This window comes from Gemmatimonadota bacterium, assembly GCA_041390125.1.
Classification (GTDB): Bacteria; Gemmatimonadota; Gemmatimonadetes; order Longimicrobiales; family Gaopeijiaceae; genus JAGQIF01.
The window spans coordinates 329,040-344,829 of sequence record JAWKQN010000002.1; the positions used below are offsets into that span (position 1 = coordinate 329,040).

General features: G+C 70.4%; 11 protein-coding genes. All 11 read right to left on the minus strand.

Features of this window, described 5'->3' with window-relative positions:
• Window positions 1-80: 80 nt before the first annotated feature.
• On the minus strand, window positions 81-1,868 hold the full coding sequence (locus R3E98_01275; protein ID MEZ4422013.1) for an alginate export family protein: 1,788 nt from the start codon (window positions 1,866-1,868) through the stop codon (window positions 81-83).
• A complete protein-coding gene (locus tag R3E98_01280; protein MEZ4422014.1) occupies window positions 1,865-3,007 on the minus strand; it encodes a hypothetical protein in 1,143 nt (380 codons plus the stop codon). The genes R3E98_01275 and R3E98_01280 overlap by 4 nt, the downstream gene beginning before the upstream one ends.
• Window positions 3,001-4,314, minus strand: a complete 1,314-nt coding sequence (locus R3E98_01285; GenBank protein ID MEZ4422015.1) for an aminoglycoside phosphotransferase family protein — start codon at window positions 4,312-4,314, stop codon at window positions 3,001-3,003. The genes R3E98_01280 and R3E98_01285 overlap by 7 nt, the downstream gene beginning before the upstream one ends.
• The gene (locus R3E98_01290; GenBank protein ID MEZ4422016.1) at window positions 4,311-6,125 is read right to left on the minus strand and encodes an ABC transporter ATP-binding protein; all 1,815 of its coding nucleotides are present in this window, start codon (window positions 6,123-6,125) and stop codon (window positions 4,311-4,313) included. The genes R3E98_01285 and R3E98_01290 overlap by 4 nt, the downstream gene beginning before the upstream one ends.
• The gene (locus R3E98_01295) at window positions 6,122-7,306 is read right to left on the minus strand and encodes a glycosyltransferase family 4 protein (protein MEZ4422017.1); all 1,185 of its coding nucleotides are present in this window, start codon (window positions 7,304-7,306) and stop codon (window positions 6,122-6,124) included. Before R3E98_01295 ends, R3E98_01290 begins: the two co-directional genes overlap by 4 nt.
• Window positions 7,303-8,529: a glycosyltransferase family 4 protein gene (locus R3E98_01300; protein ID MEZ4422018.1), complete on the minus strand. Its 1,227-nt coding sequence runs from the start codon at window positions 8,527-8,529 to the stop codon at window positions 7,303-7,305. The genes R3E98_01295 and R3E98_01300 overlap by 4 nt, the downstream gene beginning before the upstream one ends.
• Before the next feature lie 14 nt (window positions 8,530-8,543).
• Window positions 8,544-9,770: a glycosyltransferase gene (locus R3E98_01305; GenBank protein ID MEZ4422019.1), complete on the minus strand. Its 1,227-nt coding sequence runs from the start codon at window positions 9,768-9,770 to the stop codon at window positions 8,544-8,546.
• Between the two features lie 241 nt (window positions 9,771-10,011).
• A complete protein-coding gene (locus R3E98_01310; GenBank protein MEZ4422020.1) occupies window positions 10,012-11,526 on the minus strand; it encodes a hypothetical protein in 1,515 nt (504 codons plus the stop codon).
• Window positions 11,523-12,122 carry a carboxypeptidase regulatory-like domain-containing protein gene (locus tag R3E98_01315; protein ID MEZ4422021.1) on the minus strand — a complete coding sequence of 200 codons (600 nt, stop codon included), beginning with the start codon at window positions 12,120-12,122 and terminating at the stop codon, window positions 11,523-11,525. Before R3E98_01315 ends, R3E98_01310 begins: the two co-directional genes overlap by 4 nt.
• A complete protein-coding gene (locus R3E98_01320) occupies window positions 12,119-13,534 on the minus strand; it encodes a sigma-54 dependent transcriptional regulator (GenBank protein MEZ4422022.1) in 1,416 nt (471 codons plus the stop codon). Before R3E98_01320 ends, R3E98_01315 begins: the two co-directional genes overlap by 4 nt.
• Window positions 13,531-15,777, minus strand: a complete 2,247-nt coding sequence (locus tag R3E98_01325) for an ATP-binding protein (GenBank protein MEZ4422023.1) — start codon at window positions 15,775-15,777, stop codon at window positions 13,531-13,533. The genes R3E98_01320 and R3E98_01325 overlap by 4 nt, the downstream gene beginning before the upstream one ends.
• Between the last annotated feature and the right edge of the window lie 13 nt (window positions 15,778-15,790).

A 15,790-nucleotide genomic window follows, 5' to 3' on the forward strand; every position in this document is an offset into this window, starting at 1 on the left:
CGGAGCATCCGCTGAACGCGGCCGTCGCGGCTCCCAGGGCAGCACCCAGGAGCCTCCTCCGGGCGGCGCCACGGCAGCCGTCAGAAGTCGATCCGGAGCTCGAGCTTGTGCAGCCAGGCCGGATCCGCCGTATCCACGAACGCGTGGCCAGAGAGGAAGACTCCGAGCTTGTAGGTGAAGTGGATCCCGGGGAGCAGGTCCCGGACGGCCAGGATCCCGTCGACCCCGTGCCCCACATCCAGGCTCTCACCGGTCAATGGCTCGTCCGCGACGTCGAGCCCGATGGTGTCGAGCTCATCGGTGGGCTGGACCAGACGGTATCGGTGAGCCACCAGGTCGAGTGAGGTGCGCGACCCGTGGCGGATCCCGACGCTGGCGGTGGCGACCTCCAGGTTGGTCAGCTCGGGGTCCAGCGCCTCACCATAGTGGTTGAACGACGCCAAGCCCCAGACCCGCGAGGAGTTGTCGTGATAGCCCGACTGGCGGAACTCCGTTCCCCCAGCGGTCTCTCCCGACCCGCGCGCCAGGGAGAGGCTGATGCCGGGTTGGAGGGCGAGATGCCGCGCCCGTAGCGCCAGGCCGGTGTCCCAGGCCCAGGCCCGTTGCTCCCTTCCCTTGTCACTCCCGCGCAGCAGCGCGCCCAGGGCCCAGACCCTCAGCGCATCGTGCTCCCCCTCGAGGGAGCCGCCGTAGTAGCGAACGTTCCGTCCCCGCTCCGGGTCGGAGTCCCAGCGGCGCAGCGCGTAGACGGCGGCGCGCCAATCGTCGTTGGGGAACCAACGGGCCTGGAGCAGGAGGTCGCGCCAGGTCTCGTACCGCTCCCGAAGCGGCAGGACCGGAGTGAAGAAGGATGCTTCCAGCACGAGAGGTTGCAGCGGGTATGCGTAGAGCCGGATTCCGTCCAGGTATTCGTCGAACAGGAATTCGCGCGTGTCGCGTACACGCTGTTTCCCCACGGTCACTCCCAGGGGCGCACCCGCCAGGGACGGCGCCGACAGGAAGAGCTGTCGCATCTGGAGCTCGGGGGCGTTCGCGACGTCGTCCGCGTGGGCGTCCGACGAACGGTACAGCTCGTAGCGGCTGCGAATCTGTCCCTGGGCGAACAGTCGCATGCCTTCCGGCAACACCGCCATGCCCTCCAGCCGTATCGACGGCTCGCCGACACTGAAGATGTCGTCCGCGCCAGCGGCCAGGCCAAAGCCCCGTTCGACGCGTGCGATGGGACGGACGCTCCCCGAGAAGAAGAGATGGTGGCCGACCTGCCGATAGCCCGGGTCGTCCCCGATCATGTCATCCGCTTTCATCTCGCCGAACAACTCGGCGAACATGCCCCCGGCTTCCTCGTCGACGTCGGTGGCGCGGCTCAGCTTCACGGGGATGCCGCCGACGTCCAGGATCGTCCCGTCCGGCCCGCGAACGACCCGACCGGTCGTGCCCTCGATGGTGCGCGTCCGCTTGGCGTACAGCTCGACCCGGCGCGCCGTCCACGGCTGCGCTCCTGCATCGACCAGCCGGATCTCGACCCATTCTCCGATCTCGAACGCAGAGAGGGCCAGCGCGGTCCGTTCGGGTACGACCCTCGTGACCTCGGGCGAGACGAGGATCCAACGACCGAGGACGCGCACCCGTCCGTCGGCTGGATCGACCGCCTCGATGGGCCCCCGCAGCGACAGCCCGTGGGGGAGTGCCAGGATCTCGATGTCCGTGGCGAGCAGCGCGCCCGCGCCATCCTCCACCAGATCGATCGACACGCCCTGACCGGGGATGAGGACCTGCCCAGCCAGGTGCGGCACCGTCGGAGCCAGCAGGGCCGCAAGCCCCCAGCCGACCGCACGGACCGCCCCCCACCCGCGGCCTCCGGCGGTCACGGTCGCTGCCCCAGGAGGTCGCCCGCGTCCCGTGCGATCTCCAGCGCGAGATCCCACCACCAGGGTCGGCGGGCGTAGACCGCGGCCAGACGCGCGCGTACCAGTCCGCGCAGCTGCCGGATGGCGGGGTCCGCCGGATCGAGCGCCGCCTGGCGCCACAAGCGCTCGGCGGCGCCGGGCGCTCCTTCACACCCCTGCAGGCCTCGGAGGCGGAGATGCTCGGCAAGGTTCACGACATCGAGCAGCGGCGAGCCCGAGGCCAGGCTCTCCGCATCGATCAGGCGCAGCCGGTCGCCGGAGAGGAAGATCTGCTTGTCGTGGAGGTCCCCGTGTACGAGGCCGTCGCCCGGAAGCCGAAGGGGCTCGACGCGCTCGACGGCCGCCAGGAGGCTCCCGAGCGCGGGCAGGAAGTCGAGAGAGGTGCGTAGCTGGCGGGCCGCGGCGCTGCGCTCGGTCTCGAGATCGCGTCGAGGCAGGTCCACCGGCGCGGTCAGGGCAGCGAAGCGGCGCATCCCCTCCAGGAGGGGCTCGAGGTCGACGCGCTCACCCGCCCAGAGGCGGTCGTGGAGCGAGCCCATCTGCAGCGCATCGAACACCAGCAAGGCGCGCGACGGCTCGGCGACGCGGGGTTGCAGGACGGCGTCCGCCTGCAGGCTACGAGCCGTCTGCAGGGCTCGATCGGCCTTCCGCCATGCCTTGCGCGAGAGGAGCTTGACGTAGTGGGTCCGGCCGCTGGAGCGTTCGACGACCCGCAGGACGGCGCGCCGCCCCCTGCGATAGGTGACCGGAGCAACGTCCACCGCCTCCGCCGTGCCCAGCAGATCCCCGAGCGCGTGCGGGTCCCCCGGGAGCCGGCGCCCGGGGAGTGCGTCGTCCTCGTCGAGCGGTAGCTCGGTCCAGGCGAATCGGTCCGCGCGGTCCCACACCTGCGGACCGGACCCGAGGCCCAGGACGCGCTGACGGTCGCTGCCTCGCACCCGCAACGTCCATTGGTCGTCCGGCGCGCGATCGAAGATCATCCCCCGCGGATCGATCACATCGAGCGGCGCAGTCGCCTGCACGGCGTCCGCAGCGGAGCGGATGATCGTCCGACGGAGGGGACCATGATCGAGTGCCGGATCCGTCTTCGTCTTCAACACCGCGCCACCTCCTCCAATCGAGTCAGGATCCACTCGGTGCGCTCCGGCCAATCCGGGCGCACGCTGCGATGGGGGGTGTCCACCAGGCGCAGCAGCGCATGAGCCTGGTGCCAGTGCAGACGGGGTTCGTCCAGCAGGCCACCGCCGTCTCGGTAACCCCTGGTCACGGCCTGGAAGGCGCGCTCCGCGCGCCGCCCATATCCGTGGAAGAGATGGGCGGCAAGCACGCCGAGGTCGTATTCCGGGTCGCCCGCACAACTCCGGTCCCAATCCACGAAGAGGAGTCGCGGGCCCTCCACCAGGACCTGACCCGGGTGCAGATCTCCATGCAGGAGTACGCGGGGGCCCACAGGAGGCGCGGGAAGCAGGGCCATGGCACAACGCTCCGCCCACGCTCCAAGTCCGACGTGGACCCGCGCGAGATCCTGCGCGCAGCGCAACGCGCGCAGGTGGAGCTCGCTGTGGTCCAACACCTCGAGTGTCGTGGGCGGGACGACCGCATGCACACGCGCCAGATGCCGACCCACGGCGCGCATCAACACGTCATTGTCGATGGACGTCGCGGGGAGCGGCGTACCGGTGCAATGGCGCTCGATGCTCAGGTCGGGGCGGAGCATCCCCAACGTGGCCGGAGCGGCCACGCCTGCCACCTGGAGCGCAGCGCCGGCGACGACCGCGGGCCTGGCCCTCCTGGGATCGGCGTGCATCCGGAGGACGAACGAGTCACTCCCGAACGCGCGACCCTCGAATGCGGCGTCCAGACGGAGCACGGCACGCCGCTCCGGCCGGTAGCTCAGAACCGTGACGGTGCTCTTGCGATGGAGCAGCGGCGTGGTCGAGGCGGGCGGGGACAGCGGCGCCTCGGCGAGCCAGCGCCCGATCCACTTGGGACGAAGCGCGCGATGCAGGTCCCGCATCCCTCGATCCAGAGGAAACGCGTAGAGGAGCAGCTGCGTGTCCGCGTCGAGGTGGAAAGGCTGCAACGGCAGGGCACGCTTCGCCCAGGAGGGATCGCGGAATCGCTCCGCCTGGGACTCGAGACGGGACGGTGGGCCTGTGCGGACGCTCACGAAGCTGGTCCGCGCCTCGCCGCGCCGCTGTGCGACGTCGACCCGGTAGGTGACCAGCCCGCCGTCGACACCCTTGTAGCGGGAGTACACCGGGGCCAGACCACGCACCTCCCATCCTTCCGACACCAGGTGGCGCTGCACGAGTCGTCGCACCATGCGCGGGCTCCGCGAGTCCTCGACCGCGCGGCCCAGGGGGACGGCGTGCTCGTCACCCCGCGGGAGCGGCACGGCACTCATGATCCGACCCCCACGACCTGCAGCTCCGACGTCGCCCTGCGACGCTCCATCCAGCGCGCCGCTCCCTCGGGGGTACCGTCGAAGGCCACGCGGCCCCGTTCCAGCACCACCGCCCGGTCCACGGCCCGCGCCAGCCGGTGGTCGTGCGTGACCAGCAGCACCGTGCGCCCGCGCAGGGCCGGCAGGACGCGGTCCACCAGTCGACGCACGCCCGCCGGATCCAATGCGCTGGTCGGCTCGTCGAAAACCACGATCGCGGCGTCGCGGATCAGCGCGCGCGCCAGAGCCACGCGCTGACGCTGCCCGCCGGAGAGCGCGTCGCCCACCTCCCCCACCCGCGTATCCGCCCCGAGCGGGAGGTCCCGTACGCTCTCCGACACGCCCGAGAGCGTGAGCGCATCGGCGAGCCGGTCGGGCTCCACCCCGGGGGCTCCGAGGGCGGCGTTCTCCGCGACGGTCCCGTCGAAGAGAACGGTGCGCTGGAAGACCATGGCGACCTGCGCTCTCAGGTTGGCCAGCGTCAGGGAACGGACGTCCCGGCCGTCGATGAGCACCTGTCCGGTGCGCACGTCGCGGAGGCGAGGGATCAGGGAGGCGAGCGTGGACTTCCCTGCCCCGTTCGTGCCGAGGATGGCCACGTGCTCGCCCGCCCGGATGTGGAGGTCGACGTCGTGGAGGACGTCGGGCCCGTCGTCGGCATAGGCATAGCTGACATGCGACAGCCGGAGGTCACCCCGCAGCGTCACGGGAGCCGGTGCGGGGATCGGGTCGCGCAGGTCGGGCTCCGACGCCAGGATCTCCAGGAGCCGCTCGGCGCCCGCAGCCGACTTGGCCATCTTGGCAGCCAGTGTCGTCACGCGACGAAGGGGTTTGAACAACGCCCGGACATACGAGACGAAGACCAGCATCTCTCCGGGCGTCAGACTCCCCCGCAGGACCTGCTGGGCGCCCACCCAGAGCACCACCGCGGTGCCCAGCGCGATCGCGACATCCGTCGCTCGACCCATCTGGCTCTCGAGACGCGTGGCCGCCACGGCCGCCTTGGCGCTCCGATGCGAATGCTTCCCGAAGGCCGCTCCCGCCTGGGCTTCGAGGCCGTAGGCCTGGATCTCGGGAATCGCCTGGAGCGATTCCGCCGCGGTGACCGCGATCTTCCCTTCCTTGCGCCGCTGCTTACGGGCAGCTCCCCGGATCCGCTGACCGTAGACGTAGACGATCCCGACGACCACGGGCATCGTGATCACGGCGACCGCGGTGAGGCGGGCGTTGAGGTAGAACGCGACCGTGGCGACACCCACGATCAGCAGCAGCTCCTGGGCGAGCAGGACGAGCCCTTCCAGCAGGAGCATCTTGAGCATCGCCGCGTCGCCGGTGAGACGCACCAGCAGATCGCCCTTGGCGTGGGCGGAGTGGAAGGAGAGCGACATGCGCACGAGCCGTGCGTGCAGATCGGCTCGGAGCGTGGAGACGATGCGGTTTCCCGCCTGGGCGATCCTCACGGTGCGCGCGTAGTCGGCGAGGCCCGCGAGGCCGGCGATGAGGAGCAGCGCGGCGCAACTCACCGCCAGAAGCCGGAGGCGTCCGTCCGACCCCTGGAGCGCGGGAGGGAGCACGGGCCATGGCTGGCCGAGGATCACCTGATCCAGGACGATCTTGGTCGGCCACGGCCGCAGGAGCTCGCCCAGGATGACGACCAGCGTGAGGACGCCGGCGCTGACGAAGGTCATCCGGTGGGGGCGCGCGTAGGCCCCCAACGTGCGGTACCGGGCCCAGCTCCTCCCGATCCCGCCTCCCCGCTCGTCCGCCTTCACGCGGCACCTACCGTAGACAGCGGCGCGCCATCCTCCAGCAGCGCTCCCAGCTCCCGCGCGCGCTGATCCCAGGTGAAGCGCCCGCGAGCGACGGACCGGTTGTGGTCGGCGGACGCCCGGGCCGCGGTCGGATCCGCGAGCAGGCGTTCGAGCGCGCAGCGGAAGCTGCTGCGCGAGCCGGGTTGGAACGTGCCGAGGGTCAAGCCACGGAGGTCGAGGCGTTGCACCGCAGGAACGGCACTCGCGAGCAACGGCACGCCGGCGGCGAACGCCTCGACCACCTTCAAGGGACAGAAGTAGGTGGGGCTCGAGCTCGTGTACGGGGCGACGGTGGCATCGGAGGCCCGAAGCACCGACGGCACCTGCTCGTGTGGAACACTCGCGGTACGCACGACCCGGTCGGGATGGAGGCGAGCCGCTTCGTCCACCCGGGGGGCCTCGGGACCATCGCCCACCACCCACAACCCGACGTTCAGGGACGTCGGCAGCGCCAGCACCGCGTCGAGCAGCATCTCGATCCCATGCCAGGGCTTGAGGGACCCGACGAACGTGAGGATGAAGCGTCCGCGTAGCGCGGTCGGCACGTCGGCCGGCGCTGTATCCTCGAGGAAGGCTGGCGCCACGCCGTTGGGGAACACGATCACGCGGTCCGGCTCCGCGCCCTCCGCGATGATCCGGTCGCGCAGCGGGGCCGAGACGACCAGGACCCGGCTCGCGCGCCGGAAGAGCTCGCGTGCGACCGCGCGCGCAGGCGCGCCCAGGGCCAGGGCGCGGTACCGCTCGGCCTCCTCCCATAGAGGGGCATTGACCTCGAGGAAGAACGGTACGCCCAATGCGCGCGCATGGCGCAGGCCCGAAAGACCCCAGAGGCTGTAGCGTTCGTAGACAGCCTGGACGGGCCCGCATTCCGTGAGCGCCTCCGCCAGCCCGCGCTGATCGGTGAGCTCGGCGAGCTCGCGGACCAGCGGGGCGGGCACGCCTCGGCCGCCCCCACCGACCGCGCGCAGCGGGAAGTCGTTCCACGCCCCGGTCGGGGGCCGTCGTGTCACGGCCTGCACGTCGTAGCCCTCACGGACCAGGGCCCGCCCGAGCTCGCGGAAGTGGACCGACGCGCCCTTGGCGCCGTCGGGCGGGATTCCCGCGTCCGCGCACACGTAGGCCAACCTGCCCGGGGCCCTCACGCGACCGCCTCGGCCGTCGGCTCCGCCGCCAACAACTCCATCAGGTGGCGCACATTGCGGCGCAGATCGAACCGTTCTTCGGCGCGCGCCCGACCCGCTCGCGCCAGCGACTCCGCGTGGCTCGGGTCGTCCAGGATGCGGCGCAGTGCGACCGCGAGCGCCTCGGGGTCGCCTTCGGGGACCAGGACGCCGCTCACGCCGTCCTCGATGATCTCCGTGACTCCCGTCACCGGAGTGCTGACGACGGGCACACCCGCCGCCATGGCCTCGAGCAGGACCGTGGGAAGCGCATCGCGATTCCCGTCCACGTCCACGACGCAGGGAAGCGCCAACACGGACGACTCCGCCAGGGCGGCACGCACCTGGTCGTGCCGCGCCGAACCGGGGAGCCGCACGGGCGCGCCGAGCGCACGCGCACGGTGCTCCAGGTCCTCGCGCTCCCGACCCTCACCCAGGATCACTCCCTCCACGGGACGCCCGCCGTCGGCCCCCACGCGAGCCAGCGCCTCGACCAGCACGGAGAACCCCTTCTTGGCCACGAGTCGGCCCACGCCGAGCACCCGAGGGGGTGTGACCACGGAAGCCGGACCCGTGGGTCGGAAGGCATCCAGGTCGACGCCGTTGTACACGACGTGCAGCCGCGGCGCGAGCTCCGGTGCAAGGTGGGTGAGGATATGGCGGCGGTTCGCTTCGCAAACGGTGACGACTGCGCGAGCACCCGAGACGCGACGGCGGAAGGCCGCGGGAGTGACGCTATCGTGATAGATGTCCTTGGCGTGACACGTCACGCTGTAGGGAATACCTGCGAGACGCGCGGCCAGGCGCGCGAGGTCCGCGGCCGGTCCAGCGAAGTGGGCGTGCAGGTGCTCGATCCCCAGTTGCCGCACGAGTGCGACCAGCTCCGCCACCCTGCGGAGCGTGGACAGCGCACCCTTCTCCTGCTGCACTTCTGCCAGCAGAGCGGGCAGGTGGAGCGTGAGGCGCGTCCGCAGCCAACCAGCGTCGTCCGCCAGCGCCGAGACGAGGGCGTCGTCGCCTACCGCTCCGAGGTAGTGGACGGGGGCGGCCAGCCGCCCCAGGGCCGGGGCCGCCGGGTCGCCGCTCGAGGCCCCCAGGGCGAAGACCGTCACCTCGGCACCCGCTTCCTCCGCCGCCACCATCTCGTGGAGCACGAACGTCTCCGACAGCTTGGGGAAGTACTTCAGCACATAGCCGATCTTCACGGAAGGACTCCCGGTCAGGACGCGAGAGGGAGCGCGTGCCCGGTGGCCTCGCGCAGGAGGGTCTCCGCGGCGACCCGGGCACCGTCGAAGCGCAGACCGACGTCCGCCGGGTCCACGGGGGTGCGCCCGGAGGCCCGGGCAATGACGCGGTCGAGCTGTCCGGGGCAGGTCAGCGCGGTCGGTTCGACGACATCCACCAGCTCCAGCCCCGCGAGGCGGCGTGCGCGCTCCCATTGCTCGCGACGCGGGTGGACCCGCGGCACGATGACGAGGCGTTTGCGAAGAGCCAGCGACTCGTACACGGTGTTGTATCCACCCATCCCGATCACGAGCGACGCGCTCGCCAGCAGGCGGCCGAAGTCGGAGGAGCTCTCGAGCACGCGCACTCCGGCGTCTCGGGCCCGACGGACCACGTCGCTCCTGTGCGCGCCTTCCATCATCGGACCTGTGACCACCGTGGCTCCGCGAGCCACTTCGGGACGTGCGGCCATCCAATCGCAGACCGCCTCCAGCACGGGATGCCCATCCTCGCCGCCACCGACGGTCACGAGCGGCCCAGCGTGCGGCGTATCCGAAGCGTCCGCGTGGGTCTCGCAAGCGACGCCCACGTACCGCACCTTGCGCGTGATCTCGGCACCCAGGCCGTACTCCAGGGCCACGTCGCATACGTGCGGATGTCCGTAGACGAAGATCCGGTGGTACAACGACTCCATCGCGAAGCGGGTATGCTCACGCGCGAGCTCCTTCCGCGCTCGCAGGGGCTCGTCGACGATGTCGCGCATGCCCAGGACCAGCAGCGCGTTCCCCAGACGCCGTTGCTCCTCCAGCATCGGGAGCAGCTCACCGCCCACCCCGATCGCGGAATGATCCACCACGATGACGTCGGGACGGAACTCGCGGGCCACGGCGCTGATCAAGCCCGCGCGGAGCGAGACCACATCCGCCGTGGGCATCGCCAGCGCGCGCGGGACGTAGGCACCGCCTTCCGCCTTGGTGATGCCGGGGAGCCGGACGAGGTCGATGCCGAAGGGAACGTCGAAGAGGTCGGGCCGTGGGGACCCCGTGACGCAGACGACGCTGCTGGCGGGATCCCGCGCGACGATGGCACGCGCCAGCGTGGTGGTCCGACGCAGGTGACCGAGCCCGAACGAGTCGTGGCAGAACGTGAGGACGCGCGTATGCCGCTCCTGTGTCCGAAGGTGCCTGCTTCGGGATGCCCGGTGGGTCGGACCTGCACCCACCGGGCTTTCCCGGTGGCCATTTCGTCAGGGCAGAGGCAGAAGACGACGAAGGCCGCACGGGAGGAGGGCAACCGCTGTACCGCCCGACCAGGATCCGGGCGCAGACAGGCAACTGCTTGCTACGAATTGGTTTAGGAGCTACGCGTCACGCCCGGCGCCAGGCCCTGCGGCCTGGGGTGGGACACCCAGCGTCACAGGTGGGACCCGGCCGTCGCGGACCCGTGACACAGGCGTTACCGACTCAGAACGCCACGTCCAGACGGACCCACAGGCTGTGGGGCAGGCGTCGCCCGAGCTCGCGCGATTGGGTCTCCCGGAGGAAGAACTCGCCCTCCACGACCCCGCGCACGTTCTGGCGCAAGAGGACCACGACGCCCGGCACCAGCGTGGTCCGGCGTCGCTCGCCGATGGAGTAGCCGAGCGACCGCAGGTTCTCGGGGATGGGCGCCTCGAAGCGCTCCACCTTGAGCGAGCCGATCACCCAGGGGAAGAGCAGATACTCCAGCTTGCCGAACGTGGACCAGTAGTCCAGCGTGCCCTCTGCGTCACGCCCCCAAGGCGCGTCGTGGTGTGAGTGCACGACACCGACCCCGACGTCCAGGGGACCGGAGATGGCGCGGAGCGCGCCACCGAGCGCACGCGTGCGATCCTCGACGCCCTGGGACGCCGGTTGGGAGCCGAAGTAGCCGAACGTCTCGAGCGTCAGCGAGCGGTCCAGGAGCTGACCGCCCGCCCCGACCACGGGGCCGTCGCCATCGGCGTACTGGCCCTGGAGATCGAGACCGCCGAGCTTGTAGCGCAGCTTCAGATACAGGTCCTTCGCGGTGTTGTTGTCCTCCGTCTGCCGGGCCGTGCCCTGCGCCAGACCCACGCCGTAGTACAGTCGGTGGGTGAGCAGGCCGTTGAGCTCGAGGGACGGTTGCGTCCAGCCGAGCCGGAAGGCGTTGCGCGAGACGAGGTCCTGACCGCTGTTGGCATCGACGAAGCGCAGGTCTGAGGCGCGGAAGTCCTGCCAGGCGAACTGCTGCCGTGCGGCGCGATCGATCTGGCGATCCGCGAACGACAGGAGATAGGGGTTCTGGAGGCCGAGCCAGAGGTTGGCCCGACGTGGAGCCACGCCGGGGATGACGTCCTGGAACTTGAACTTGGCCTGTACGACGTTGAGCCCCTCGTCCCGGCTCCACTCCGTCTCCAGGAACACGCCGATGCTGTTGCCGAGACTGGTCCCCGCCAGAAGATAGACCTCGTGGGGAAAGCGGTACGTGAAGTCGTAGTCGACCGCCTCGTCGCGCGTCCATTGCATGTCGCTCTGGATCCGCACCGCCAGTGGGGACTGCCCGGGCACATCACCGGGCCAGATCGCGCGCGGCCATTGGTCCTTCCACGCCTCATCGCCGAGGGACACCGGCTCGTCCTCGCGCAGCAACAGCTGGTTGTCCGGCATCCGATAGCCGTTCAGGCGAAACGCCTCCCCGAGCACGTTCAGCTTGGGAGCGGCCGTGTGGCACGTGGAGCATGCCGTCCGGAACTGGCGTGAGAAGGCGGGGATGGGCAGGTGCAGACCGGCCCCATCGAGCGGACCCGCCGGACCGCTCGCGTGCCGATGGCTTCGGGTCGATCCGTCGCGGGCAGGCCCGTCCTCCCCTGCGAGATCCGCAGGTAGCGCTCCCGCGCACACCGCCACGACGGCGGTCGAGGCGAGCGCGCGGGCGGCGTTCGAGCGAACAAGAAGGCGTCGGTACCATCTGCGGATCATCGTCCCATCTCCACGTCGAGCGTATCCTGCCCTTCCACGATGCGCACTTGCACATCGTGGACCACGCGACGTCGGTACCATCCCACCAGGCGGTACCGCCCGGGCGGCACGTCCGTCAGGTGGAACCGGCCTTCTCCATCGGTCGCCGCGACCCAGGGGCTTGCACTCACCACGATCCAGGCCGCCATCTCCGGGTGGACGTGGCAGAGGACCACGAAGCTGCCCGCGCGGTCGAAGACGTGATAGCGACTCTCCCCGGTGGGATAGGTTCCCAGGTCGAAATCGTCTCCCCGCCGCTCCGGCGAGAAGACGTTGTGCATGATCTGGTCGGAGTTGTGGAACTCGACCGCCGAACCCACCGGGATGCCGAGCACGCCCGGTGTGAAGCGCAGGTGGAGCTGATCGATGAACAGCGTGTCCGGCACCGCCGGGGGTGGGGCGCCATCGTCCGGGATGAGCTCCACCACGGCGTCGCCGGCAGGCGCTCCACGCCAGGACACGCGACCGGAGAGCTGGCCCTGGGCGTCGAGGCGGTGCAGCGCCCCGGTGCACGCGAGGAGGGCCGTCAGCAGCAGGATCATGCGCACGGCGCTCATCCGTCCGACGGGTCCAGCTCGCCCGCCGCGTCCCCCTCGGCGATCCAGCGGTGGAGGGAGCGACGACTGACCCCGGCCGCACGCGCGGCGCTGGAGACGTTGCCGCCGTGCTCGCGGAGGAGGGCGTCCAGGTAGCCCGTGCGAAACGCCTTCAAGGCGCGCTCCCGCGCTTCCCCGTAGGGTAGCGCCGCCAGGGAGGGACCCGACACGGGAGACGGGGACGCCGCCGGGCCCCCCGCCGCCGCCGTCACCTCCGGAGGCAGATCATCCACTCCGAGCCGACCGTCCTGATCCAGGATCACCGCTCGCTCGATGGCATTCCGGAGCTGCCGCACGTTGCCGGGCCAGGCGTAGGCCTCCAGGGTCGCCAGGAACCCAGGCTCGAGATGCGGCAGCTTGCGTCCGGACTCCCGAGCGAACCGCTCCACGAAGCGTTGGACCAGGAGCGGGACGTCGCCGGCCCGCTCCCGCAGCGGGGGAAGCTCGAAGTGGACGACGTTGAGGCGGTAGTAGAGGTCCCCCCGGAAGGAGCCCCGGTCCACTTCCTCGGCCAGATCCACGTTGGTGGCGGCGATCATCCGAACGTCGATGGGTTGATAGCGGGACGACCCCACGCTGCGCACCTGACGCTCTTCGAGCGCCCGCAGCAGCTTGGCCTGCAAGGCAAGCGGCATCTCCCCGATCTCGTCCAGGAACAGGGTGCCTCCGTTGGCCGAGGCGATCAGTCCTTCCCTGCGACCCACGGCCCCGGTGAACGCCCCCTTCTCGTGACCATACAGCTCCGATTCGAGCAGCCCCTCCGGGAGGGCGGCGCAGTCGACCGGCACGAAGGGTCCGGATCTGCGGGCGCTGGCCTCGTGGACCGCTCGTGCCAGGAGCTCCTTCCCCGTGCCGCTCTCGCCGGTGATCAGCACGCTGGCCTCGGTCGGGGCCACGCGTTCGATCTGTGCGAAGATGCGCCGGACGGCCGGGCTCTCTCCGACGATCCGCTGGACGGCGGTCGGCCCGACGCGGAGGCGCAAGGATTCGTTCTCGATCAAGAGGCCACGGTACCGCAACGCCCGCTGCACCGCGACGGAGAGCTGGTCTGCGGAGAACGGCTTGGCCAGATAGTCGAACGCACCCTTCTGGATGGCTGCAACGGCGGAGGAGACGGTCGCGTGCCCCGTGATGAGGATGACGGGCAGCCCCTCGTCCACGGCGCGGGCCCGGTCCAGCACCTCCATCCCGTCGGCGCCTGGCATCCGCAGGTCCGAGATCAAGATCGCCGGTCGGAACTCCTCCAGCTCCTGCTCCAGGCCCGTGGCGGAGCTACGGGTGTGGCAGACGAAGCCGTCCCCCGTGAGCAGACGGCTGAGGTTCTCGAGCATCTCGGGCTCGTCGTCGAGGATGAGGATGCGCGATCCCTTCACGACGCATCTCCATGGATGGGCAATTCCAGGACGAATCGGGTACCCGCCTCGAAAGAGTCGTCCAGACGCAGCACGCCACCGTGACGCTCCACGATCGTGCGGCAGAGCGTCAGCCCGAGGCCGGTACCACCCTTGGTGGTGAAGAAGGGCTCGAAGATGCGCTCGCGCAATTCCGCCGGAATGCCCGGACCGGAGTCCTCGACCCATACCCAGACGCGTCGACGCTCCTGGTTCAGCCCCATGGTCAGGCGCACCAGGCCACCGTCCGGCGTAGCCTGCGCCGCGTTCGTGAGGAGATTGACGAGCACCGCTTCGATCGCCTTCTCGTCCCCCTGCACCGCGGGAAGCGCCACCACGTCGGCCACCAGCTCCAGTCCCTGGGTCACGAAGGTGCGTTCCAGCAATCCCACGAGTCGCTCGGCCACGCGATCGACCTGGACCCGATCGGTTCCGCTCGACTCCTCGCGGGCGAAGGCGAGCAGGTCGCTGGTGATCCCGCGGAGCCGGTCCACGTGCGCCAGCAGGACCTCCAGGTCCCGCGCGAGCGCCGTCCCATCCTCGGCGTCCCGCTGCATCAGCTCGATGCGGTTCTGCAGGATCGCCAACGGGTTGTTGATCTCGTGCGCCAGACCCGCCGCCATGATGCTCACGGCCGCCAGACGCTCCGAGTGGCGCATCTGCTCTTCGATGCGGCTCTGGGCGCGGTGGTCGCGCACGACCAACGACGCGCCCACGACGTGGCCGTCCGGGTCGACGACCGGCGCCTGCGTGAGCGTGACCGGAAACGGCTCCCCGGACTTCGGGGTCCGCCGCGTCAGGAGATTGGACACGGTACGGCGCTGCTCCATGGCGCGGCGGATGAAGTCCTGTTCCGTTGCCGAAGCCCGCCCGCCGATGAGCTGGTCGACGTCCTGGTCGAGGGCCTCCGGTTCGGAGTAGCCGAACAGCGTTTCGGCGCCCCGATTCCAGAACCGGATCCGGCCTTGCCCATCGAGACCGATGATCGCGTCCGCGGCGTGCATCACGACTTGCGCCAGCTCGGCTCGGGTGGTCTGCAGCGCAGCGGTCCGCGTGACGAGGAGGTCCTCGAGTTGCTGCTGTTGGGTCTGCAGCGCGTCGGCCATGCGCGTGAAGTCGTCCGCCAGATCCTGCAGCTCGTCCCCGGTCTGGAAGTGGAAGGGTCGGCGCGCTTCGCCTCGAGCCAGTCCGCGTGCCGCTGTGCGTAGCTCGTACAGCGGACGCGTCAACTGACGGGCGCTCACCGTCGCAGCTCCCAGCACCAGCACGAGCGTCCCCGCGACGATGCCGGAGGTGAGAAGCAGGAACTGCCGTACCGACGCTTCGAGCGTCCCCGGAGCCAGGGCCCGGTAGAGCACCAGGAGCGGCGCATCGAGATCTACCGCAGCGAGGGGCCGGAAGCTGACGATGCCGCCACCCGGGATACGGCGTGTGGCGGCGCCCCCCGACAGGAGCTCGTCGGCCACGGCCTCCTGGAAATCGGTGCGAACGTTGATGCCTCCCTGGGAGGCCAGCAGGCTCGCCCAGTCGTTCTTGCGCTCGGAGTGGTAGAGAAAGCGGCCGGATTCGTCGACGAGCCCGGTCACGCCCCCCAGTCCAGGCGATGCGTACTCCAGGCCCTCGAACAACTCCGCGAGGCTCGCTTCAGCCACGGCGACCCCGACGAGCTCGGCCGCGTCGTAGACGGGTTCCACGATCGCGATCGCCGGGATGACGCCGGGCTCGGCCGCGGACCCCGGAGCCCTCAGCTCCACGGGCAGGTACAGCGTCCGACCGCGCTCGGCTTCCTCCGCCTGCAGCAGGTAGAAGATCTCGCCGCTCGCCCCGGGCGTCGCCTCGTCGCCGGCGAGGACGGTGCTCATGAACACGAGATCGCCACCGGCGTCGATCGCCTTCACCCGCAGGATCGCGGTGGAATCCGTTCGCAGGAACGTCGCCGTCAGGGCTCGGGCCGCTTCGTCGTCGCCATCGCCCTGCATCCGCTCGCGCAGCACGGCCTCGACGAGGAAATCGAGGTTCTGGCCCACCTGTCGCAGGGAACGCGCCGCGCGCAGACGGGCGATCTCGAGATCGTACTCGAGGGAGGCCTGCGCTTGGGTGCGCAGGTACCGCACCGCGCTCCCCACGGCCACCCCCGTCAGCACGAGGAGGGGCACCAACGCGAGCGCCGCGAACGCGGCCGCCACCTTTGCCCGCAGCGAGAGACGACGTGATTCGACCTTCACCGCTGTGCCGGAT

Coding starts and splice junctions, on each gene's coding strand:
- R3E98_01310 (MEZ4422020.1), bottom strand. CDS start 11,526: ATGATCCGCAGATGGTACCGACGCCTTCTTGTTCGCTCGAACGCCGCC.
- R3E98_01315 (MEZ4422021.1), bottom strand. CDS start 12,122: ATGAGCGCCGTGCGCATGATCCTGCTGCTGACGGCCCTCCTCGCGTGC.
- R3E98_01285 (MEZ4422015.1), bottom strand. CDS start 4,314: ATGAGTGCCGTGCCGCTCCCGCGGGGTGACGAGCACGCCGTCCCCCTG.